Source organism: Streptomyces kronopolitis, assembly GCF_014646275.1.
GTDB lineage: Bacteria > Actinomycetota > Actinomycetes > Streptomycetales > Streptomycetaceae > Streptomyces > Streptomyces kronopolitis.
This window is the reverse complement of sequence record NZ_BMND01000030.1, coordinates 67,513-88,967: the sequence shown is the minus strand read 5'-3', so window position 1 is coordinate 88,967 and position 21,455 is coordinate 67,513. Positions and strand designations below refer to the sequence as shown.

Here is a 21,455-nt window from a genome sequence, read left to right as displayed (position 1 = left end):
CGGGCGCTCGCCCGCCGCGCCGCCCGCCGCACCGGCACCGCCCGCGGCCCGCGCACCCCGTGCCGGGCGCGCCGGAGCCGGCGGCAGCTGGCCCTTCAGCGGGCCCCATTCGTTCGGGTCCGGGACGCCCGGGGGCAGCATCTGGCGGCGCTTGGGCCCGCCGTGCTCGGATTCCCCTGGCTCCTTGGCCCCCGGCCACGCCTTGGCGACCCGCGCCGCCAGGACGAAGTCCTTGCGCAGCGGGTGGCCTTCGAAGCTGTCCGGGAGGAGCAGCGGTACGAGGTGCGGATGGCCGGTGAAGTCGATGCCGAACATCTCGTGGGTCTCGCGCTCGTGCCAGCCGGCGCCCGGGTAGACCGCGAGGGCGGTGGGCAGCGCGGCCGCCTCGTGCGGCACGGTCGTCCGCACCAGCAGCCGGTCGACGGTGCCGGGGCGCGCCACCCGCACGAGATGGGCGCAGACCCGGAAGCCGGTGCCGGGTTCGTCGACGGCGCTCAGCCAGTCGAAGTAGCGGCAGCCGAGGTCGTCGCGGGCGGCCGTCAGCGCGGTGAGCCAACCGTCCGCGGGCACGTCGACGGTCAGCAGGTCGTAGGCCAGCTCCGCGGTGGCCCCGGCGCCGAAGATCTCGCTCGCGGGCCGCGGCAGCCAGCCGACGACGGGCTCGGGCGCGGGCGGCTCGGCGGCTTCCGGCTGCTCAGCGACTTCCGACTGCTCAGGGGCTTCCGCAGGCGCCTCCGCCGGCTCGGCGCCCGCCGGCTGCTGCTCGGGCTTCCCCGGCTGCTGCTCGGGATTCTCGGGCTGCTCGCTCATCGGGGCTCCTCCCCCGCCGGCGCGGGCGGCGTGACGAGTCCGCTGCGCAGCGCGGCCGCCGAGGGCCGGGCGGCGCCGCCCTGCGCGTACCGCTCCCCCAGCGACTCGCGGGCGATCTTCTCCTGGAGCTTGAGGATGCCCTGGAGCAGCGCCTCCGGCCGCGGCGGGCAGCCCGGGACGTACACGTCCACCGGGATGATCTGGTCGACGCCCTTGGTGACGGCGTACGAATCCCAGTAGGGGCCACCGCAGTTGGAGCAGGCCCCGAAGGAGATGACGTACTTCGGCTCGGGCATCTGCTCGTAGAGCCGCTTGACCGCCGGCGCCATCTTGTCGGTGACCGTGCCGGAGACGACCATCAGGTCGGCCTGGCGCGGGCCGGGCGCGAACGGGATCACGCCGAGCCGGATGAAGTCGTGCCGCGCCATGGACGCGGCGATGAACTCGATGGCGCAGCAGGCCAGACCGAAGTTGAAGACCCACAGGCTGTAGCGGCGGCCCCAGTTGAGGACCACCTTCATCGGTTCGGGCGCGAGCCGGGCGAGGGTGCCCAGGCGCCGCGGCTCCGGCAGGAACTCGGGGCCGGCGCCCTCGGACGCGGCAGCGGGCCCGTGGGGTGCGGGGTTCACGTCCATTCCAGGACGCCCTTCTTCCATGCGTAGAGCAGGCCGATGGCGAGGAAGCCGAGGAAGATGAACATCTCCACCAGCGTCACACCACCGAAGCCGGGAGCGGCGAAGATCGTCGCCCAGGGGAACAGGAAGATCGAGTCGACGGCGAAGATGACGTAAAGGAAGGCGTAGACGTAGTAGCGGACCTGGGTGTGCGCCCAGCCCTCGCCGACCGGGTCCACGCCGCATTCATACGTCAGCAGTTTCTCGGGGGTCGGCACCACCGGTCGTAGCAGCCGCCCGGCCCCGAAGGCCACGGCCACGAAGAGCACCCCGATCAGGGCGATGATCCCGACGACCGAGTAACCCTGGAAATACTCCGCGGCGACGGTGGTGCGTCCGGTCGCGTCCACCACGTACGCCCCTCGCTCCCTGACTGCGCTTGTTCAACGACTTCGACGATCTGTACGGACGGGAGTCTAGGCCCTGGCCGGTCCGCCCCGAGAAGCCGCGTCGTCGCCGACGGTGAGCTTGTCCCCACTTCGCCCTACCTGGGCGGCAGGGAGCGTAGCCCGCGGGTCAGGTTGTCTCAGCGGCCGTCTCGCGGAGCGGACACATGCGAGGGCGCGACGGGCGCCGGCCACCCCGTCACCGGGCCGGCGGCGGGGCGTCCCGGCCGGTCGGCGGCCGGCCGTTCTCGGTCCGTGAGACGGCCCGGTTCATCGCCTCGGCCGCGATCCGGGCCGCCGCCTGGAGCGTCCGCTCACCGAGCAGCTCCGTACGGATCGCCCCGCCCGCCGCGAGATGCCGGTCGTACGGAAGCGGAAGCACCTGCGCGCCGCCGACGGCGAGGTGCTCGGCGGCCCTGCGGACGTCGAGCCCGGTGTCCGGCGCGGCATGGCTGAGCACCACGACGGTCGTCGGCAACATCCGGGGGTGCAGGCCCCCGACCCAGTCCAGTACGGAGCGGGTGGCGGCCACGCCCTCCGGAGTCGCCGGGCAGACCAGGACGCGGGCCTGCGTCGTCACCAGCGCGGTGCGCGCCACCTCGGCGGGCAGCGTCTCGCAGTCGACGACCGTGGTCGCGAAGTACCGGCGCAGCGAGGTCATCACGACCCGGTAGGTGTCGAGGTCCAGGCGGGTGCCGATGGCGCCCTGGCTGCCGGGCAGCAGCCAGCCGCCGCCCGGAAACGGAATCAGATACCCGGTCAGGTCCGTGATCAGCATCGACGGATCGACGATCTGCGCCAGGTCGGTTCCCGACCAGCGCACCTCCGTCGCGCCCAGCCGGTGCGGGAGCGTGCCGAGCGCCGGATCGGCCTCGACGGCCAGCACCGGATCGGCGCGGTAGTGCGCGTAGGTGAGGGCCAGCAGCGCGGACACCGTGGACTTGCCCGCGCCGCCCCGGATGCTGGTCACCGCGATCTGCCGGCCGGTGGTGACCGGCTGCTGGATGGCGTACCCGGCCTGGGTGACGGCGGTGGTCTCCGCCGCGGGCGACGAGGCGATCGCCCGCCGCACGGCCCGCCCCGCGCGCTGGGTGACGGACTCCCCGTGCCGCGGCTTGCTGCGCAGCGCGTCCAGCTCGGGCGGCATCAGCGGCACGGAGACGGGGGTGGGCCCGGACCTCCGCATCGGGGCGGCCCCTCGGACGGGAGCGGGGGCGTGGACGGGAGCGGGGGCGTGGAGGGGGGTCGGCGTGTGCACGGGGGCGGCGCCGGGTGCGGCGACCTGCGGGTCCGGGGCCGGGGAGGGAGCCGCCCCGGGGGCAGCGGGGCCCCCGGGCGGAGCGGGCGCGGGCGCCTGCGGGGGAACGGGCGGCACGGGCGGATACCCGGCGGGCGCCCCCGGATACCCGGAAGGGGCGTACCCCGCGGGGGCCGGTCCGTAGGAGGAGGACCCGTAGGACGAAGACCCGTAGGAGGAAGAAGAGGAAGGCATCGCAGGGACCGCAGGGGCCGAAGGGGCCGAAGGGGCCGAAGGGGCCGAAGGGGCCGAAGGGGCCGAAGGGGCCGAGGGCACAGGCGGAAGCAGCGCACCGCCGGGACGCGGCTCGGCCGTCCGGGCCGCCGCCGGCAGGGGCTCCGCGGACGGCCCGGGCGTCCCCCCGGGCGCGGCCGGCTCCGCCGCCGGGGTCGTGGGGAGGTCCCACACCTGCGCCTCGGCGAAGGCGGCTCCGGTCATGGCTCCGGCCCCGGTATCGCCCGCGTCCCCCGCTGTCATCGCTCCCCCGCCCCGCTCCCGCAGCACCTCGCACTGCGCGTCGTTCCCCGCCGGCCCGTCCGCCGTCGGCCCGCCTGCTGCCGGTCCGTCCGCCGCCGGTCCACCCGCCCCCGGCCCGTCCGCCGCCACTGGTCCCTCCGCTGCCATGTCCGTCTCCGCCTCCGGCTCAGAACGCGTGCGGCAGCCCGCTGTAGACCCCGAACGCCCCGAGGGCCACCGGGATCAGCGCCACCGCACCGACCGACTCGACGAGATCCAGCAGCCGGCGCAGCCGGTCCCGGACGTGCTCCGGCGGCCGCGGCGCGAGCGCGGCGAGCGGTAGCACCGCCAGCACGCCCAACACGGCCAGCGCACCCGCCGGATCACCCGAGGCGGCCGCCCACCGCAGCGTCAGCGACACCGCGACCGCCGTGCCGGCCGCCAGCAGCGCGAGGACCTCGACCGCCAGCGGATAGGCCCGCGCACGCGCCAGCGTGACCAGGCACAACAGCGCCGCGGCGGCGGCCGACCAGCCGTCCCCCGCCTGCCCGGCGAGCACACCCGCCGCGCCCGCGGAGACCGCCACGGCGACGGTGGCCGGCGCGAGACCGCGATGGGTCGCGCCCAGGGCGGTCGCCACCTGGTGCCGGCTCACCGGCGCGCCGCCGGAGCGCAGGTCGTCCAGGCGGGTCAGCCCGGCCGTCCGCAGCGCCAGCCGGGGCAGATACCCCAGCACGAGCACCGAGAGGGCGCCCAGCGCAACTCCCGTACGTGCCGGGCCGGTCAGTGCCAGTCCGGCCTCCCAGGCGCCCACCGCGCAGACGACCGCCGCCGCGCCGACGAGCCCGCCGCGCACCGGCCCCGTACGGACCCCGAGCAGCGCGAGCACGGCCGCGACGGTCAGTCCGACGGCCGCCAGCCGCTCCGCGCCCGGCGCGGAGGCCTGACAGGCGGCGAGCACGCCGAGCGCCCCGCCCAGCAGCAGGAGCGCGGTGTGCAGCGGACGGCGGGCGGGTCCCGCGCGGACGGCGCCGAGCACCGCGGCCGCCGCCCCGGCGATCCCGAGCGGGAGCGCGGCACCGGATCCGTACCAACTCACCGCCGCCGTACCGGCGATGGCGGCCAGCAGCACGCTCGCCGCACCGGCCGTCCACGTCCGGCTCCGCGCGCCCCAGCGCCGGCCGTGCACCCGCAGTTCGTCGGCGACCTCGTCCGTGGTGTCGGGTGCGGCCGCCGCCGGTGTCCCGTCTTCCGGTACGAGCCGCAGCTCGGCCCCGTCGGCCACCCGCGCCGAGGCGAGCGAGTCGTCCGGTGAGAGCACCGTTCCGTCGGCGGCCATCAGCCGCCGCGCCAAGGGGTGTTGGCCCGGCCGGTCGCCGAGCAGCCGCAGGACCTCGGGCAGCAGCGCGCCGAGGGACTCCCGCGCGGGGAGCACGAGATCGACCCGGCGCCGCTCGCCCACCAGGGTCACCCGGCTGAGGGAGGTACCCGACACGGCCCCCGAACCCCTCCCCGTACTCACACTCACCATGCCGACGCGGTCCCTGTGTTGCTGTCAGTGGGGCTCACTCCGGGCGCACGCGCCGCCCGTCATCCTGCCACGATACGGCCCGGCCGCCACCGCCCGGGCGGCCCGGAATGCGGCCGGCCGGCCCGCCTCGCGCGAGCGGCCGGCGACGAACCGGGACAGGGTGCGGAAAACCCCACCACCGGCCACCCCCTGCGCCCCATGGCACCGGGCGGCGCGGCCGGGCAGGCTGGGCCCATGACGGAAAGATCCCGGCCCGATGCCGCCGCCGATGTCCCCGGCGGCGCCCCGCCGCAGCCGCCCCGGCCACGGTTCGGTGGCCCGATGTGGCGGGAGATCGCCTTCCTCCTGGCCAACTTCCCGCTGGGGCTGGCGGCGTTCGTGGTGGTGCTGGTGTGGCTCACGCTGGGCATCGGGCTGTCCGTCACCGTGATCGGGCTGCCGCTGCTGGCGACGGGGCTGCTGGCGTGCCGGCAGTACGGGCGGCTGGAGCGCGCCCGGGCCGCGGCGCTGCTGGGGCTGCGGGTCGCGGAGCCGAGCCGGCTGCGGCCGCGGGAGCCGGGGTTCTTCCCGTGGCTGTGGACCTGCCTGAAGGACCCGGTCGCCTGGCGGCACGCGCTGTTCGCCTTCGTCCGGCTGCCGTGGGTCCTGCTCACCTTCACCGTCGTCCTCGTCCTGCTGGTCGTGGGGTGGCCGGTGCTGCCGTGGGTGGCGCGCCGGCTGTCCGACGTGGACCGGGCGATGGTGCGCGGGCTGCTCTCGCCCTCCGACGAGCTGGAGCGGCGGATCGCCGAGCTGGAGTCGGACCGGGTGACGGTCACCGACACCGCGGCCGCCGATCTGCGGCGCATCGAACGGGATCTGCACGACGGCGCGCAGGCCCGCCTGGTGGCCCTCGCGATGGGGCTCGGGCTGGCCAAGGAGAAGCTGCTGGAGGATCCGCGGGCCGCCGCGAAGATGGTGGACGAGGCGCACGGCGAGGTGAAGCTCGCCCTCCAGGAACTGCGGGACCTGGCCCGCGGCATCCACCCGGCGATCCTCACCGACCGCGGTCTCGGGCCCGCGCTGGCCTCGCTGGCCGGGCGCTGCACGGTGCCGGTGACCACCTCGGTGGACCTGGCCGAGCGGCCCGCGCCCGCCATCGAGGGCATCGCCTACTTCACCGTCTCGGAGCTGCTGCAGAACGTCTCCAAGCACAGTGCGGCGCGGCGGGCGTCGGTGGAGGTGTGGCGGGCTGAGGGGGGCGGGACCGCGGGGCTCTCGGACCCGGGAGGTGGCGGGCGCCGGGCGGGCGACCGGCTGCTGATCCTGGTGACGGACGACGGGCGGGGCGGGGCGCGGCTGGACGGCGGCAGCGGGATGGCCGGGCTCGCCGGGCGGCTGGCGTCGGTGGACGGGCTGTTCGTACTGGATTCGCCGGTGGGCGGTCCCACCCGGGTGACGGCGGAGCTGCCGTGGCGGGCGCGGACCGGGCCCGGTCCGGCGCTGGCGGACCGCTGAGGCGCGCTGCCGGACGCCTCCGGGGGTGGGGAAAACCCCCGGCGAAGACTGCGAAGGCCCTCATGGTGCGGCGGGCGCCGGGCGCGGACCCTGGGAGGGACGGACGAGGGGCGGTGGCCGCGGGCGGCGCCGCGACCGGCAGAACCGGCCGGGCGAACCGGCAGAAATGGACGACGAGACGATGGATTCCGCATACGCACCGCAGCACCGCGGCTCCCGTGTGCCCGTGGGGCTGCGCGCCCCGTTCTCCGGGCGCACCTGGCGGGAGACCCTGTACCTCTTCCTCAACCTCCCGATGGCCATGGTGATGTTCACCTACACGGTGACGGTGGTCTCCCTGGGCGCCGGCCTGCTGGTGACGTTCCTGGGCATCCCGGTGCTGGCCGCCGGCCTCGCCGGCGCCCGCGGCCTCGGCGCCCTGGAGCGGGCCCGGGCCCGCGCCCTGCTGGGGCTGGACGTCGCCGATCCGGGGCCCGTCCGGGCCGCGAAGCCGGGCCTGATGGGGTGGGTCGGGGCGGTGCTGAAGAGCGGGGCGTCCTGGCGGCACGTCGTCTACGGCCTGCTGCACTTCCCGTGGGGGATCTTCTCCTTCGTCTGCACGCTGACGTTCTGGACCGTCGGGTGGGCGCTGCTGAGCTATCCGTTGTGGCGGTGGGCCTTCCCCGCGTACGTCGACCAGCCGGGCCTCCAGCTGTGGGGCGACGGCCAGGGCCACGGCGCCTTCCTGGACGGCCCGGCGGAGCTGGCCGTCACCGGCGGGGTCGGGCTGCTGATGGTGCTGGCCGGGCCGTGGGTGGTTCGCGGGCTGACCCAGGTGGACCGGGTCATGGTCCAGGGCCTGCTGGGGCCCTCCACCCTCGCCACCCGGGTCGAGGAGCTGGAGTCGGACCGCGGGGTGGTGGTGGACACCGCGGCGGCCGACCTGCGCCGCATCGAGCGCGATCTGCACGACGGCGCCCAGGCCCGGCTGGTGGCGCTCGCCATGGACCTGGGCCTGGCCAGGGAGAAGCTCGACGAGGACCCGCAGGCCGCCGCGAAGATGGTGGACGAGGCGCACGGCGAGGTGAAGATCGCCCTTCAGGAGCTGCGGGACCTGGCCCGCGGCATCCACCCGGCGATCCTCACCGACCGCGGTCTCGGCCCGGCCCTGTCGGCGCTGGCCGCGCGGTGCACGGTGCCGGTCACGGTGAGCGTCGAGGCCATGCGCCGCCCGGCCGCCGCGATCGAGGGCATCGCCTACTTCACCGCCTCCGAGCTGCTGCAGAACGTCTCCAAGCACTCGTGTGCCGGCAGCGCGACGCTGGACGTCTGGCGCTCCGAGGACCGGCTGATGGTGCTGGTCGCGGACGACGGGCGGGGCGGCGCGCACACCGGTGCCGGCACCGGTCTGGCAGGTCTCGCCGAGCGCCTGGCGGCCGTCGACGGCCTGCTGCTCGTGGACTCCCCGGACGGCGGCCCGACCCGGATCACCGCCGAACTGCCCTGGCGCGGCTGACCCGGGCCGGCGGGCTCCCGGGCCGGTGCCCGGGGCCCGCCGCCGCTGCTCCCCTGCCCTCTTCCCCGGCTTCCCCGGCTTCCCCGCCGCGCCCCCGTCCGGATGCTGGGATGCTGGAGGCGGCAGAGCGGGATGCACTGAGGGCATGGGGGAATCTGAGCCGTGGAGGACAAGGTGCGGGTGGTCATCGCCGAGGACTCGGTGCTGCTGCGGGAGGGCCTGACCCGGCTGCTCACCGACCGGGGGCACGAGGTCGTGGCGGGCGTGGCGGACGCCGAGGCGCTGATCGAGGTGATCGGTGAGCTGGCGGCCGCGGGCGCGCTGCCGGACGTGGTGGTGGCGGACGTGCGGATGCCGCCGACGCACACCGACGAGGGGGTGCGGGCCGCGATCCGGCTGCGCCGCGACCACCCCGGCCTGGGGGTGCTGGTGCTCTCGCAGTACGTCGAGGAGCAGTACGCCACGGAGCTGCTGGCCGGCTCCACCCGGGGCATCGGCTATCTGCTCAAGGACCGGGTGGCCGAGGTGCGGGAGTTCGTCGACGCGGTGGTCCGGGTCGCCGGGGGCGGGACCGCGCTGGACCCGGAGGTGGTGGCGCAGCTGCTGGGCCGCAGCCGCAAGCAGGACGTGCTGGCGCATCTGACGCCCCGGGAGCGGGAGGTCCTGGGCCTGATGGCCGAGGGGCGGACGAACTCCGCGGTGGCCCGGGAGCTGGTGGTCAGCGCGGGCGCGGTCGAGAAGCACGTCAGCAACATCTTCCTGAAGCTGGGCCTGGCGCAGAGTGACGGGGATCACCGTCGGGTGCTCGCGGTGCTCACCTACCTCAGTTCCTGACGGTCTGACACCCTGTCAGAGAGGTGGCCCGAGGCGTTTTCCACCGGGATCCAGGACTTTGGTAGTAGAACCAATGGCGGAGTCCGGAGCGTCATGGGCGAGGGGGTCGCGGGGGCGGTGATTTCATGACAAAACACACCAGATCGGTGTCTCACGTCGACGTCCAGCATGCGACCGCCCCAGGGAAGGCCACCCTTACCCACGTACGATGGCGAGGGGACAACCGGTCGGTACGACACGTCCCGAGCCCTGCCTCCGGCGGGGACGCCGCACCCCTCGAGGGAGGTCCGAAGCAGTGACCAGCCAGGTCAGTAGCCCAGCCGAGCAGACCGATGCAGCGCTTGTCGGGGAACAGCGCGCATCCGGCGCCGGCGGGGAAGGCAAGGAAGTCCGGCGCCTGGACCGGGTGATCATCCGGTTCGCGGGTGACTCCGGTGACGGTATGCAGCTCACCGGCGACCGGTTCACCTCCGAGACGGCGTCGTTCGGGAACGACCTGTCGACGCTGCCGAATTTCCCCGCCGAGATCCGGGCCCCCGCCGGGACCCTGCCGGGCGTCTCCAGCTTCCAGCTGCACTTCGCCGACCACGACATCCTCACGCCCGGTGACGCGCCGAACGTATTGGTCGCGATGAATCCGGCGGCGCTGAAGGCGAATATCGGGGATGTGCCGCGGGGTGCGGACATCATCGTGAACACCGATGAATTCACCAAGCGCCCGATGGCGAAGGTCGGCTATGCGACCAGCCCGCTGGAGGACGGTTCGCTGGAGGCCTACAACGTCCATCCGGTGCCGCTGACCACGCTGACGATCGAGGCGCTCAAGGAGTTCGGGCTCTCCCGCAAGGAGGCCGAGCGCAGCAAGAACATGTTCGCGCTGGGGCTGCTGTCGTGGATGTACCACCGGCCGACCGAGGGGACCGAGAAGTTCCTGCGGGCGAAGTTCGCGAAGAAGCCGGATATCGCGGAGGCGAATGTCACCGCGTTCCGGGCCGGCTGGAATTTCGGTGAGACGACGGAGGATTTCGCCGTCTCCTATGAGGTCGCCCCGGCGACCAGGGCCTTTCCCACCGGCACGTACCGCAATATCTCCGGCAATCTCGCGCTGTCCTACGGGCTGATCGCGGCGGGCCGGCAGGCGGATCTGCCGCTGTATCTCGGCTCGTACCCCATCACCCCGGCCTCGGACATCCTGCACGAGCTGTCCAAGCACAAGAACTTCGGTGTGCGCACGTTCCAGGCGGAGGACGAGATCGCCGGGATCGGCGCGGCGCTGGGCGCGGCCTTCGGCGGTGCGCTGGCGGTGACGACCACCTCCGGCCCGGGTGTGGCGCTGAAGTCGGAGACGATCGGCCTGGCGGTCAGCCTGGAGCTGCCGCTGCTGGTCGTGGACATCCAGCGCGGCGGGCCCTCGACGGGGCTGCCCACCAAGACCGAGCAGGCCGATCTGCTCCAGGCGATGTACGGCCGCAACGGCGAGGCGCCGGTGCCGATCGTGGCGCCCCGGACCCCCGCCGACTGCTTCGACGCGGCCCTGGACGCGGCCCGCATCGCGCTGACCTACCGCACGCCCGTCTTCCTGCTCTCCGACGGCTACCTGGCCAACGGCTCCGAGCCCTGGCGGATCCCCGACGTCGACGAACTCCCCGACCTGCGCGTGCAGTTCGCGTCCGGCCCCAACCACCAGCTGGCCGACGGCACCGAGGTCTTCTGGCCGTTCAAGCGCGATGAGCAGACGCTGGCCCGCCCCTGGGCGGTGCCGGGCACGCCGGGCCTGGAGCACCGCATCGGCGGCATCGAGAAGCAGGACGGCACCGGCAACATCTCCTACGACCCGGCCAACCACGACTTCATGGTGCGCACCCGCCAGGCGAAGGTCGACGGCGTCCAGGTCCCGGAGCTGGAGGTCGACGACCCCGCCGACGACGCCGGCACCGGCGCGCGGACCCTGGTCCTGGGCTGGGGTTCGACCTACGGCCCGATCACCGCGGCGGTCCGCCGGGTGCGCGGCGCCGGGGGGCGCATCGCGCAGGCCCATCTGCGCCACCTCAACCCCTTCCCGCGGAATCTGGGCGAGGTCCTGGCACGTTACGACAAGGTGATCGTGCCGGAGATGAACCTCGGACAGCTCGCCACCCTGCTGCGCGCCCGCTACCTCGTCGACGCGCATTCGCACACCCAGGTCAGCGGCATGCCGTTCAAGGCCGAGCAGCTCGCGGAGGTCTTTAAGGAGGCCATCAATGACTGAGGCGATCTCGGAGCGGCCCTCGCAGATCGAGGCGCTGTCCCTGGTGCCCAAGGCCGAGGCCAAGCAGTCCATGAAGGACTTCAAGTCCGATCAGGAAGTGCGCTGGTGCCCCGGCTGCGGCGACTACGCCGTCCTCGCCGCCGTGCAGGGCTTCATGCCCGAACTCGGCCTGGCGAAGGAGAACATCGTCTTCGTCTCCGGCATCGGCTGCTCCTCCCGCTTCCCGTACTACATGAACACCTACGGGATGCACTCCATCCACGGCCGCGCCCCGGCCATCGCCACCGGCCTGGCCTCCTCCCGGCGCGACCTGTCCGTCTGGGTCGTCACCGGCGACGGCGACGCGCTGTCCATCGGCGGCAACCACCTCATCCACGCCCTGCGGCGCAACGTCAACCTCAAGATCCTGCTGTTCAACAACCGGATCTACGGGCTGACCAAGGGCCAGTACAGCCCCACCTCCGAGGTCGGCAAGATCACCAAGTCGACGCCGATGGGCTCGCTGGACGCCCCGTTCAACCCCGTCTCGCTGGCCCTGGGCGCCGAGGCGTCCTTCGTGGCCCGCACCGTCGACTCCGACCGCAAGCACCTCACCTCGGTGCTGCGCGAGGCCGCCGCCCACCCCGGCACGGCGCTGGTGGAGATCTACCAGAACTGCAACATCTTCAACGACGGCGCCTTCGAGGTCCTCAAGGACAAGGAGCAGGCCCAGGAGGCCGTCATCCGCCTGGAGCACGGCGAGCCGATCCGCTTCGGCGCGCTGGCCCCCGACGGTTTCGGCTCCAAGGGCGTGGTCCGCGACCCCGCCACCGGCGACCTCAAGGTCATCGACGTCCGGGAGGAAGGCTTGGGCGGGGTGCTGGTGCACGACGCGCACAACCCCTCGCCCACCACGGCCTTCGCCCTCTCCCGGCTCGCCGACGCCGACACCCTCCACCACACCCCCATCGGGGTGCTGCGCAGCGTCGAACGCCCGGTCTACGACACCCTGATGTCCGACCAGCTCGACGCCGCCATCGAGCAGAAGGGCAAGGGCGACCTCGGCGCCCTGCTGACCGGCAACGACACCTGGACCGTCGTCGGCTGACGGCCCGGTCCACCACGGTTCCCGGGCCCAACCGCCCACCGGAGCCGGCGAAGCACCCGCGGGGTGCCCGCAGCGGAACGTCCTCGGACGGTCCCTGCGGGCACCCCGTCGCCGTTCCGTCACCGGACTCCGCGGGCTGTCATGACCGTATATCGGAACACACATGACAGACGGCGCGCGCGGCGTTACCTTCGCAGGGTCGACGACGCGCCACCAGGAGGGTCCCTTGCCGACTCGAAGCGATCAGCGTGCCGGACTCGGCTACGGCGTCGCCGCCTACACCATGTGGGGCCTGCTGCCCCTCTACTGGCATCTCCTGGACGCCGCCGCGCCGTCCGAGATCCTGGCCCACCGCATGGCGTGGTCGCTGCCCGTCGCGCTCGTCATCCTGGCGGTGCTCCGCCGCTGGTCCTGGGTGGGCCCGCTGCTGCGGCAGCCCCGGCGGCTCGCGCTGATCCTGCTCAGCGCCGCGGTCATCTCGGCGAACTGGTTCCTCTACATCTGGGCGGTCAACTCCGGGCACGTCCTGGAGGCGTCGCTGGGCTACTTCATCAACCCGCTGGTCAGCATCGCGTTCGGGGTGCTCTTCCTGCGCGAGCGGCTGCGGCCGCTGCAGTGGACGGCGGTGGCGGTCGGCGCCGTGTCCGTGGTCGTGATGACCGTCGCCTACGGCAAGATGCCCTGGATCGCGCTCGGGCTGGCCTTCTCGTTCGCGACGTACGGGCTGGTCAAGAAGGGCGTCAAGCTCGACGGCATCGAGGGCTTCAGCGCGGAGACGGCCATGCAGCTGCTGCCCGCCCTGGGCTTCCTGGTCTACCTGGGCCTGCACGGCCGGGCCGACTTCGTCACCGGCGGGGTGGGCCAGGCACTGCTGCTCGCGGGCTGCGGCATCGCCACCGCCGTGCCGCTGATCTGCTTCGGCGCCTCGGCCATGCGACTGCCGCTGACCATGATCGGGATGCTGCAGTATCTGGCCCCGACCTTTCAGTTCCTGCTGGGGCTCACCGTCTTCCACGAGGCGATGCCGCCGGAGCGCTGGGCCGGCTTCGCGCTGGTGTGGGTGGCCCTGACGCTGCTGACCTGGGACGCGCTGCGGACCGCACGGCGCGGGCGGGCGGCACTGGCCGACGCCGCGGCCCGCTCGGGCGAGGCGGCCGCGGTCGGCGCGCTCCAGGCGGCGGATGCCGCCCGGGCGGCGGCCGCGGCGGAGGCCGCCACGGGCAATACGGCGCCGGAGTCCTCCGACGGCCTCACGCGGTGATGTCCCGGCCGGCGAACCGCGCCCAGGCCGCCGAGCCGAACACCAGGGCGTACAGCGCCTGATCGAGGCCGTCCACGGCGAGCCGGCCGCCGCGGTAGGCCTTGGTCAGCCCCCGGGTCTCGATCGCCGGGTCCCCGGCCGACGCATGCCCCGGGCCGGACCCTTCGGTCCGCGGGCCGTCCGGCCGTGGTGCGTCGGGCCGTGGTGCGGGCGTCCGTGGTGCGGGTGGCGGTGGTGCGGGTGGCGGTGGCATCGGCTGGCTCCCCCACGTCGTACGAATGGGTCCGCGGGCCGCGCCGCGACGCCCCGGGAGGGACGGCGCGGCGCGGCCCGCGAGGGCAGCGGGGCCCGTTACTTGGCGGCGTTGGCCGCGTCGATCAGGGCCTGCTTGTCGACGGCGCCGACGTAGAGCGTGCCCTTGTCCGTGACCAGGGCGTTGACCAGGCGGGTGCTGAAGACCTTGCCGGAGCCGAAGGAGCCGTGCACCGTGTCGCCGATGCTGTCCAGGAACGCCGCGGGGCCGCCGGCAGCTCCCTTGCCCTTGCTCGTGTCCTTGCCCTTGCCGGAGGGCAGGCCGGAACCCTCGCCCTTGATCGTGGCGATGGACGTCCAGCCCTTGCCGAGGACGTTCATCCCGCCCATGTCCTGGGCGGCCTTCATGCCCTCGGAGGCCGCGCCGCCCTTGCCGTGCGGGCGGTGCGCCTTCGCGTCCGCCGCGCCGCCGTCGACGACCTTGGCTCCCTTGGGCGGGGTGAAGGAGAACGTGCTCGCGGCGGGCTTGGCGAAGTCGACGCTGGTGTAACCGACGTCGATGGCGGCCGCGCCACCGCTCTTCGGGGTCAGGGTGAACTTCAGCGGCACGCCCTTCTCGGCGTCCACCGCGACCCGGATCGAGCCGACCGTGGAGGCCGACTGCTTGGGCTTGATGAGCAGCTGGTAGGCGTCCCGCCCGGCGACCTTGGCGGTGCCGTCGACGGTGACCGAGGTCGTGTCGCCGGCCGCCTGGAGGGCCCGCTTCGCGAGGTCCTGCGGAGTGGCGTTCTTCAGACCCGGGGGGACTTCCTCGGGGGCCTGCCGCTTGCCGTGCGCGGCGTTCCCGGGCGCGGTGTGGTGGAAGGCGGTGTTGCTGCCGCTGTCGTACCCCCACACCTCGTTGCCGTTGTGGACGAGGCTGTACTCGGCGGCCTTGTCGAGGATCGACACCCGCTGCTTCTCGGGGCCGTCGGAGGCCACGCGCAGGGTGTGCGTCCCGGACGCCAGCTCCATCAGCTTGCTCTGCGGCGCGGCGGATCCGCCGCCCCCGCCCTGCCCGCCGCCGAAGGCGCCCGCACCGCCCGCGCCGCCCGGCAGGGACGGCAGGCCGAGGTCCGTGCTGACCTTGACCGTGCCGGAGAGCTGCTGGACGTCCGACTTGGCCATCTTGGCTATCAGGTCCTGCGCCGAGATCTTCGGCAGCTCCGGGGAGCCCGAGCCGGCGAACGCCGGGACCAGCCCGATCGTGGCCGCCGCCACGACCCCCACCGCGACCGGCACCGCGTACCGCGCCGCCTTACGACGCCTGGCGGAGCCCTCCCCGTCCCAGCTCTCGGTGCCCTCTGTCGGTTCGTTGCGTGGCATCTGCCCTACCTCCGTCGTCTGCGGCGGCTGTTGCGCTGTCCACTCGTCCACCCCTGGGCTCATTGTGGCCCGTCCGCCGCGCCTTGATGGTTTCCATCTCACCAAATCCCCTGGCGCCATACGTCAGCCCGCGGGAGCAACTTGTCGTACTGCTGAGGTATGACACGCGGTCACCTCACGCGGGAACTCCGTACGCCGGGAGTCTGATAGCTCCCTAGGGGACGGCGGAACGGGCCTCGGGGACGGCCGCGGGAACGGGCCTCGGGGCAGCCTCGGGGACGGGCTCAGCCCGCCCGGTGCACGACCGCGTCGCAGAGGCCTTCGAGGGCCGCCTTGGCCGTGCAGGCCGGCAGCGGCGCCAGCGAGGCGCGCGCCTCCTCGGCGTGGCGGACGGTGTCCCGCCGGGCCTCTTCGAGCGCCGGGTGGGCGCGCAGCCCGGCCAGCGCCTCCGCGTGCCGGGCGTCGTCGGTGAGGTCGCCGGCCAGCAGCTCGGCCAGCGCGCGGTCCTCGGCCGTGCCGGAGCTGCTCTCGGCCCGTGCCCGCAGGCGCAGTACGGGCAGCGTCGGGATGCCCTCGCGCAGGTCCGTGCCGGGCGTCTTGCCCGATTCGTGGGAGTCGCTGGCGATGTCCAGGACGTCGTCGGCCAACTGGAAGGCGGTGCCCAGCCGCTCGCCGTACTGGGTGAGGATGTTGACGGTCGACTCGTCGGCGCCCGACATCATCGCGCCGAAGCGCATCGCGACCGCGACCAGCGAGCCGGTCTTGCCCGCGAGGACGTCGAGGTAGTGGTCGATGGGGTCGCGGCCGTCGCGCGGTCCGGCGGTCTCCAGGATCTGGCCGGTCACCAGGCGCTCGAACGCCTCGGCCTGGATCCGGACCGCGTCCGGTCCGAGGTCGGCGAGGATGTGCGAGGCGCGGGCGAACAGGAAGTCGCCGGTCAGCACCGCGACGGAGTTGCCCCAGCGGGCGTTGGCGCTGGCCACGCCGCGGCGCACGTCCGCCTCGTCCATCACGTCGTCGTGGTAGAGCGTCGCCAGGTGCGTCAGCTCCACCACGACCGCGGAGGGCACCACGCCGGGGCTGTGGGGGTCACCGAATTGCGCGGCCAGCATCACCAGCAGCGGCCGGAACCGCTTGCCGCCCGCGCGCACGAGGTGCTGCGCGGATCCGGTGATGAACGGCACGTCGCTCTTGGTGGCCTCCAGCAGGCCCTCCTCGACAGCCGCCAACCCGGCCTGGACATCGGCCTCAAGAGCCTGGTCCCGCACGCTCAGCCCGAAGGGCCCGACGACGGTCACGAGGGGTACTCCTGTCTGCTGACGATCAAACTGAATGTCGATCTGTCGCTGTCTCCACCATTGGCCAGCGTATCCGGTCGCAGTTCGATCACCGTGAGCGCCCGCCCCCCGAACCGCCCGGGAAGCACCGCACCCCCCTGGCAGGTGCGTGGGGCCCCGCCTGTTGACGTGCGCGCGGGGCGGGAGCGCGGGGGCCGGCGGGGACCGCGCGCGGTCCCGGGCCGCGGTCGTCACCGCGGTGGCGGGAGAGCCGAATACCGGCGGGCGGCATGCCGTTTTCGGCCATCCCGAGGCAGCCGACGGCCCCTCACCGCCGCCCTCGCCGCCGAGGCCCCGGGCCGCCGTCCGCCCGGGGCCCGCCGCTCACCCGTACGCCCGTGCCAGGGCCCGTGCCAGCCGCGGGGAGGCGAATTCCGTGCCGCACACGAAGCGCATCACCGGCCCGAACGAGGCGGCCGCCGGCAGCCCCGTGAAGTACAGCCCCGGAACCGACGAGCGGAATCCGGCGTCCAGCAGCGGTCCGCCGGCCCGCGTCACGACCTCGGTGCGCAGCCCCTGGCCCAGGAAGTCCAGCGCCGCCAGGTCCATCCGGTAGCCGGTCGCGGCCAGCACATGATCGGCGGCCAGCTCCCCGCCCTGCCCGTCGGCGCCGCGCAGCGCCAGCACGGGGCGCCCCTCGCGGACCGTGGCCCGCACGATCCGCCGCCCCTGCGTCACCTGCACCCGGCCGGCGAAGCGGTCCCGCAGCCACCACGCCCCCAGCGGGCCGAGCACCCGGCGCACCAGATAGCGCCGGGCGGGCACCGGCAGCCGGCGGAAGCCGCCGGCGTGGTACGACAGCGCGTGCAGCGACCAGGCGTTGCCGAACGGCGAGGAGGGCCGCAGGCGGGGCTGCCGGTCCGGCGGCACCCCGAAGCCCACCGCGGCCGGACCACGCGCCACCACCCGCACCGACTCCGCCCCCGCCTCGGCCAGCAGCACCGCGCTCTCCAGCGCCGACTGCCCGGCGCCGATCACGACCACCGACCGGCCGGCCAGCGCGGACAGGTCGTGGTGCTGCGAGCTGTGCGAGACCGCTCCGGTGGCGGACGGGCCGTCGGGGATCGCGGCGGCCAGCTCCGGCGGCAGGTGCGCCAGCCCGCTCAGCCCCGTGGCGACGACCACCGCCCGCGCCCCGACCTGCTCCCCGCTGTCGAGTTTCAGCTCGAAGCCGTCGGCCCGCCGGTCGACCGAGACCACCCGGACCTGCTCCAGATCGGGGACCAGCTGCCGCTGCACCCACCGCCCGTACCGGACGAAGGCCTCGACGGGGACCAGGTCCCAGTCCGACGCGAACGGCCCCTCCCCCGTCGCCGCGCAGAAGTCCGCGAGGGCGTGCCCGGGCTGCGGGGCGTCGATGCTCGACGCCTCCGGCGTCGACTTGAGCAGCATGCCCGCGGGCATCTGCTCCCGCCAGCTCACCATCGGCTGCCCGAAGACCCGCACCGGCAGGCCGCGCGCCCGTAAATGCGCGGCCGTCGACAGCCCGTACGGCCCGGCCCCGATCACCGCTACCGGAGTGCTCAATTCGGTCCCTCCCCTTGCTCGATCGGTGCCTGGGCACCCGCCCGGCGGCCCGCCCGCCGCAGCTGCATCAGATGTCTGGCGCCCGGCCCGGCGGAGCGCGCGAGCATCGTCAGGAACGGCAGCGGGTCATCGCCGGCGAACCACGCGAGCTCGGTGCCGGCGGCCGGCGCCGGGACGTGCGGGGGGCGGCGTCCGCTGCGCCGGTACGCCCAGCGCGCGGGCAGATCGACGTTCTCGACGACGAAGCGGTGCCCGGTGCGCTGGGCGCCCTCGGGGACGGTGCGCCCGGTGAGCGCCAGATGCTGGGCGCGGACCACGTCCACCCCCGCGGTGTTCTCGAAGAGCCGGAACTGCGCACCCATCCGCGGGTTGAAGTCCAGCAGCTTGTAGCGGCCGTCGCGGCGGTCGAAGCGCCAGTCCAGGTCGGCGATGCCGGTGAAGCCGATGCGGCGGATGAACCGGGCGCTCATCTTGGCGAGTTCGGGGTTGTCGGCGACATGGGCGCAGGCCGTCATGCCGGCGTGCGGCGGCCAGGAGCGCACCTTGACGCCGGTGAACAGCGCCAGCGGCGCACCGTCCGCGGCGAAGCAGCCGTGCACGACCCAGTCCTCGGCGTGCTCCCGCGGCAGGTACTCCTGGAGGATCACCCCGGGGCGCGGGCCCCAGTCGCGCGCCAGGTCCAGCAGCTGCTGCGGCCCGGCGATCCGGGTCGTGCCCGTGACGGCGGGCCGCGCGCGGCGCACGAACGCCTCGCGGTTCTTGGCCACCACCGGGAAGCGCGCCCGCCCCGCGTACGCCTCGATGTCCGCGTACGAGCCGGGGAAGACGGCGGCCGGCGAGGGCACCCCGTGGGCGGTGCACAGCTCGTGCAGCCCCTGCTTGCTGGCCAGCCGCCGGGGCAGGCCGGGGGCGGGGCGGGGGAAGAGGAACGACCCGGCGAGCGCCTCGGCGTGCTCGGCCGTCAGCACCGCCGCCTCTTCGTCGGTGGGGATCAGCAGCGTCGGCCGGCCGATCCGCCGCCCGATCCGCAGCAGCCCCGCGACCAGGCGCTCCGGATCCTCGCGCCCGGTGGTGGGCCACACGAAGCGGCCGCGGAGGTAGCGGGAGGCGGCCGCGGGCGTCCAGCGGTCCTCCGTGACGGCGTACATGGGCACCCCGAGCCGCCCCAGCGTGCGGATCGCCCCCACACCGCCGTGGTGCAGGGGGTAGGAGCCGATCTTCACGATCAGCCCCGGAACGCTCCGGTCGACCGCGAGCCGTGCGCCACTGCGAACCACGTGTCCCCCCAACGGCACGGTCCCTCCCCGGCCCGTGCCAGGAAAGGAAGCTAGGCCCGAATTGCGCAGTGCAGCAAGGCTTTTCCGGACATTGCCGAGGCGCGGGGCGCGACGAACGGCGCGATGAGCCCCGCTCTTCCTACGCATCTGCGCCGTCGCGCCCCAACCGCCCCGGCGGCCGGCGCCCGGCCGTACTCTGATCAACGGGCCCCACGGTCCGCGGGCCACCGGGCCCGGCCGCCCACCGGCGACGACGAACGCGAGGAGCTGTCCATGCCCGAGCAGAGCCCGTTCGACCTGGCGGAAGGCGATCCCTTCGGCCCGCACAACCTCCCGTACGGCGTCTTCAGCACCGCCGACGCGCCCGACCGGCGCCGGATCGGCGTCCGCTACGGCGACCGGGTGCTGGATCTGAGCGCGCTGCCGAGCGCCCTGCCCGCCGCCATCCGTCCGCATGCCGAACTCCTCGCGGCGCCGACCCTCAACCCGCTGCTCGCGGCCGGCCGGCCCGTCTGGCAGCAGATCCGCGCGGCCGTCCGCAGCGCGGTGACCGACCCCGCGCACCGCGGCGAAGTGGCGCCGCTGTTCCACCCGTTGGACGAGGTCACCCTGCACCTCCCCTTCGAGGTCGCCGACTACGTCGACTTCTACTCCAGCGAGCACCACGCCACCAACGTCGGCCGGATCTTCCGCCCCAACGGCGCGGCGCTGCCCCCCAACTGGAAGCACCTGCCGATCGGCTACCACGGCCGGGCGGGCACCGTCGTCGCCACCGGCACCCCGGTCGTCCGGCCGCAGGGCCAGCGCAAGGCCCCCGAGGACGAGCTGCCCTCCTTCGGCCCGTCCCTGCGGCTCGACATCGAAGCCGAGGTCGGCTTCGTCGTCGGCACGCCCTCCACGCTCCACGAGCCGGTCGGCCTCGACGCCTTCCGCGAGCACGTCTTCGGCGTCTGCCTGGTCAACGACTGGTCCGCCCGCGACATCCAGGCCTGGGAGTACGTGCCGCTCGGCCCGTTCCTCGGCAAGTCCTTCGCCACCTCCGTCTCCGCCTGGATCACCCCGCTCGACGCGCTGGACGAGGCCCGGACACCGCCGCCCGCCCGGGACTTCCCGCTGCTGCCCTACCTCGACGACGCGGCGGCCGAGCCGGGCGGCCTCGACCTGCGGATCGAGGTGCGGATCAACGGCGAGACGGTCTCCCGGCCGCCCTTCTCGGCCATGTACTGGACGGCCGCCCAGCAGCTCGCCCACATGACGGTCAACGGCGCCTCGCTGCGCACCGGCGACCTGTTCGCCTCCGGCACGGTCTCCGGGCCCGACCCCGACCAGCTCGGCTGCCTGCTCGAACTCACCCGCGGCAAGGGCCCCTACCTCCAGGACGGCGACGAGGTCACCCTCAGCGCCTGGGCGCCCGGCCCCGACGGGTCCCGGATCGGGCTGGGCGAGGTCACCGGCCGCATCCTGCCCGCGAAGTGACCACGCCGCCGCTCACCCTCGCCGAGGAGCTGCTGCTGCTCGCCCACGACCCGGCCCGCGGCCGGCCCCTGCACCACGCCCGGTATCTGCGGTGGGGGCTGGCCGGCGCGGCGCTGGCCGAGCTGGAGCAGGCGGGGCGGGTCGCCGAGGAGCGCGGCGGCCGGATCGCGGTGGTCAATCCGCTGCCGCCGGGCGATCCGGTGCTGGACGGTGCGCTGGCGGCCCTGCCGACGCCCGCCAAGCAGCGCCGGGGCGCCGCCGCGCAGCGCTGGGTGCGGCATGCCGGCCGGCCGCTCCAGGAGCTGTGCCTGCGGCGGCTAGTGGAGCGCGGCGCACTGCGCAGGGAGCCCCGGCGGGCGCTGGGCCTCTTCCCGTACGAGCGGTTCCCGGCCGGAGCGGTCGACCTCCTCGGCCCGGCCCGGGAGCGCTTCGTGGCCGCGGCCGCCGCGGGGTTCCCTGACCACCGCGGCCGGCTGCTCGGCGCGCTGGTCTCCGCGGCCGGCCTGGACCGCACCGTCCTGCCCGGCCGCGACCACCGCACCGCACGCCGTGCGATGAAGCGCCTCGCGCAGGAGATCTGGACGGCGCGGGCGGTCGAACGCGCGGTACGGGCGGACAAGTCGACGGCGGACGGGAGCTGACCCG

Annotated in this window: 18 protein-coding genes; 8 read left to right on the top strand and 10 right to left on the bottom strand. The window is 74.4% G+C overall.

Going from position 1 to position 21,455, the window contains the following annotated elements:
- From IEY78_RS26510 to IEY78_RS26490, 5 genes are all read right to left on the bottom strand, one after another.
- Window positions 1-810, bottom strand: an 810-nt coding sequence (locus tag IEY78_RS26510; RefSeq protein ID WP_189102414.1) for an NADH-quinone oxidoreductase subunit C, incomplete at its 3' end; no start/stop codon positions are given.
- Complete coding sequence (locus IEY78_RS26505; RefSeq protein ID WP_189102413.1) at window positions 807-1,445, bottom strand: NADH-quinone oxidoreductase subunit B; 639 nt, start codon at window positions 1,443-1,445, stop codon at window positions 807-809. The genes IEY78_RS26505 and IEY78_RS26510, both read right to left, overlap by 4 nt.
- The gene (locus IEY78_RS26500) at window positions 1,436-1,837 is read right to left on the bottom strand and encodes an NADH-quinone oxidoreductase subunit A (protein WP_189102412.1); all 402 of its coding nucleotides are present in this window, start codon (window positions 1,835-1,837) and stop codon (window positions 1,436-1,438) included. Before IEY78_RS26500 ends, IEY78_RS26505 begins: the two co-directional genes overlap by 10 nt.
- Before the next feature lie 232 nt (window positions 1,838-2,069).
- The gene (locus tag IEY78_RS26495) at window positions 2,070-3,056 is read right to left on the bottom strand and encodes a CpaE/TadZ family protein (protein ID WP_229700189.1); all 987 of its coding nucleotides are present in this window, start codon (window positions 3,054-3,056) and stop codon (window positions 2,070-2,072) included.
- 754 nt (window positions 3,057-3,810) lie between these two features.
- Window positions 3,811-5,118 carry an EsaB/YukD family protein gene (locus IEY78_RS26490; protein WP_373294251.1) on the bottom strand — a complete coding sequence of 436 codons (1,308 nt, stop codon included), beginning with the start codon at window positions 5,116-5,118 and terminating at the stop codon, window positions 3,811-3,813.
- A gap of 270 nt (window positions 5,119-5,388) precedes the next feature.
- Between IEY78_RS26490 and IEY78_RS26485 the strand changes: the two genes are divergently transcribed.
- The 6 genes from IEY78_RS26485 to rarD all read left to right on the top strand — a co-directional run bounded on the left by IEY78_RS26485 (window position 5,389) and on the right by rarD (window position 13,576).
- A complete protein-coding gene (locus tag IEY78_RS26485) occupies window positions 5,389-6,651 on the top strand; it encodes a sensor histidine kinase (RefSeq protein ID WP_189102410.1) in 1,263 nt (420 codons plus the stop codon).
- Between the two features lie 181 nt (window positions 6,652-6,832).
- Window positions 6,833-8,146, top strand: a complete 1,314-nt coding sequence (locus IEY78_RS26480) for a sensor histidine kinase (RefSeq protein WP_189102429.1) — start codon at window positions 6,833-6,835, stop codon at window positions 8,144-8,146.
- Between the two features lie 174 nt (window positions 8,147-8,320).
- Window positions 8,321-8,980: a response regulator transcription factor gene (locus IEY78_RS26475; protein WP_189102427.1), complete on the top strand. Its 660-nt coding sequence runs from the start codon at window positions 8,321-8,323 to the stop codon at window positions 8,978-8,980.
- 295 nt (window positions 8,981-9,275) lie between these two features.
- Window positions 9,276-11,228 carry a 2-oxoacid:acceptor oxidoreductase subunit alpha gene (locus IEY78_RS26470; protein WP_189102409.1) on the top strand — a complete coding sequence of 651 codons (1,953 nt, stop codon included), beginning with the start codon at window positions 9,276-9,278 and terminating at the stop codon, window positions 11,226-11,228.
- Entirely contained in the window at window positions 11,221-12,315 is a 1,095-nt protein-coding gene (locus IEY78_RS26465) for a 2-oxoacid:ferredoxin oxidoreductase subunit beta (RefSeq protein WP_189102408.1), read from the top strand. The genes IEY78_RS26470 and IEY78_RS26465 overlap by 8 nt, the downstream gene beginning before the upstream one ends.
- 226 nt (window positions 12,316-12,541) lie before the next feature.
- Window positions 12,542-13,576: an EamA family transporter RarD gene (gene rarD, locus IEY78_RS26460; protein ID WP_189102407.1), complete on the top strand. Its 1,035-nt coding sequence runs from the start codon at window positions 12,542-12,544 to the stop codon at window positions 13,574-13,576.
- On the opposite strand, the gene IEY78_RS26455 is transcribed toward rarD, so the two are convergent.
- The 5 genes from IEY78_RS26455 to IEY78_RS26435 all read right to left on the bottom strand — a co-directional run bounded on the left by IEY78_RS26455 (window position 13,566) and on the right by IEY78_RS26435 (window position 19,334).
- Window positions 13,566-13,829 (bottom strand): hypothetical protein, encoded by a 264-nt coding sequence (locus IEY78_RS26455; RefSeq protein WP_189102406.1) that lies wholly within the window; start codon window positions 13,827-13,829, stop codon window positions 13,566-13,568. The two genes, rarD and IEY78_RS26455, sit on opposite strands and share 11 nt — an antisense overlap.
- 98 nt (window positions 13,830-13,927) lie before the next feature.
- Complete coding sequence (locus IEY78_RS26450; protein WP_189102405.1) at window positions 13,928-15,193, bottom strand: LolA family protein; 1,266 nt, start codon at window positions 15,191-15,193, stop codon at window positions 13,928-13,930.
- 284 nt (window positions 15,194-15,477) lie between these two features.
- Complete coding sequence (locus IEY78_RS26445; RefSeq protein WP_189102404.1) at window positions 15,478-16,491, bottom strand: polyprenyl synthetase family protein; 1,014 nt, start codon at window positions 16,489-16,491, stop codon at window positions 15,478-15,480.
- A gap of 363 nt (window positions 16,492-16,854) precedes the next feature.
- A complete protein-coding gene (locus IEY78_RS26440) occupies window positions 16,855-18,057 on the bottom strand; it encodes an FAD-dependent oxidoreductase (protein ID WP_189102402.1) in 1,203 nt (400 codons plus the stop codon).
- Window positions 18,054-19,334: a carboxylate--amine ligase gene (locus IEY78_RS26435; RefSeq protein ID WP_189102400.1), complete on the bottom strand. Its 1,281-nt coding sequence runs from the start codon at window positions 19,332-19,334 to the stop codon at window positions 18,054-18,056. The genes IEY78_RS26440 and IEY78_RS26435 overlap by 4 nt, the downstream gene beginning before the upstream one ends.
- A 273-nt stretch (window positions 19,335-19,607) precedes the next feature.
- Between IEY78_RS26435 and fahA the strand changes: the two genes are divergently transcribed.
- Together fahA and IEY78_RS26425 are read left to right on the top strand one after the other, a co-directional pair.
- Window positions 19,608-20,810, top strand: a complete 1,203-nt coding sequence (fahA, locus tag IEY78_RS26430; protein ID WP_189102398.1) for a fumarylacetoacetase — start codon at window positions 19,608-19,610, stop codon at window positions 20,808-20,810.
- Window positions 20,807-21,451 carry a GOLPH3/VPS74 family protein gene (locus tag IEY78_RS26425; RefSeq protein ID WP_189102396.1) on the top strand — a complete coding sequence of 215 codons (645 nt, stop codon included), beginning with the start codon at window positions 20,807-20,809 and terminating at the stop codon, window positions 21,449-21,451. The genes fahA and IEY78_RS26425 overlap by 4 nt, the downstream gene beginning before the upstream one ends.
- Window positions 21,452-21,455 lie beyond the last annotated feature (4 nt).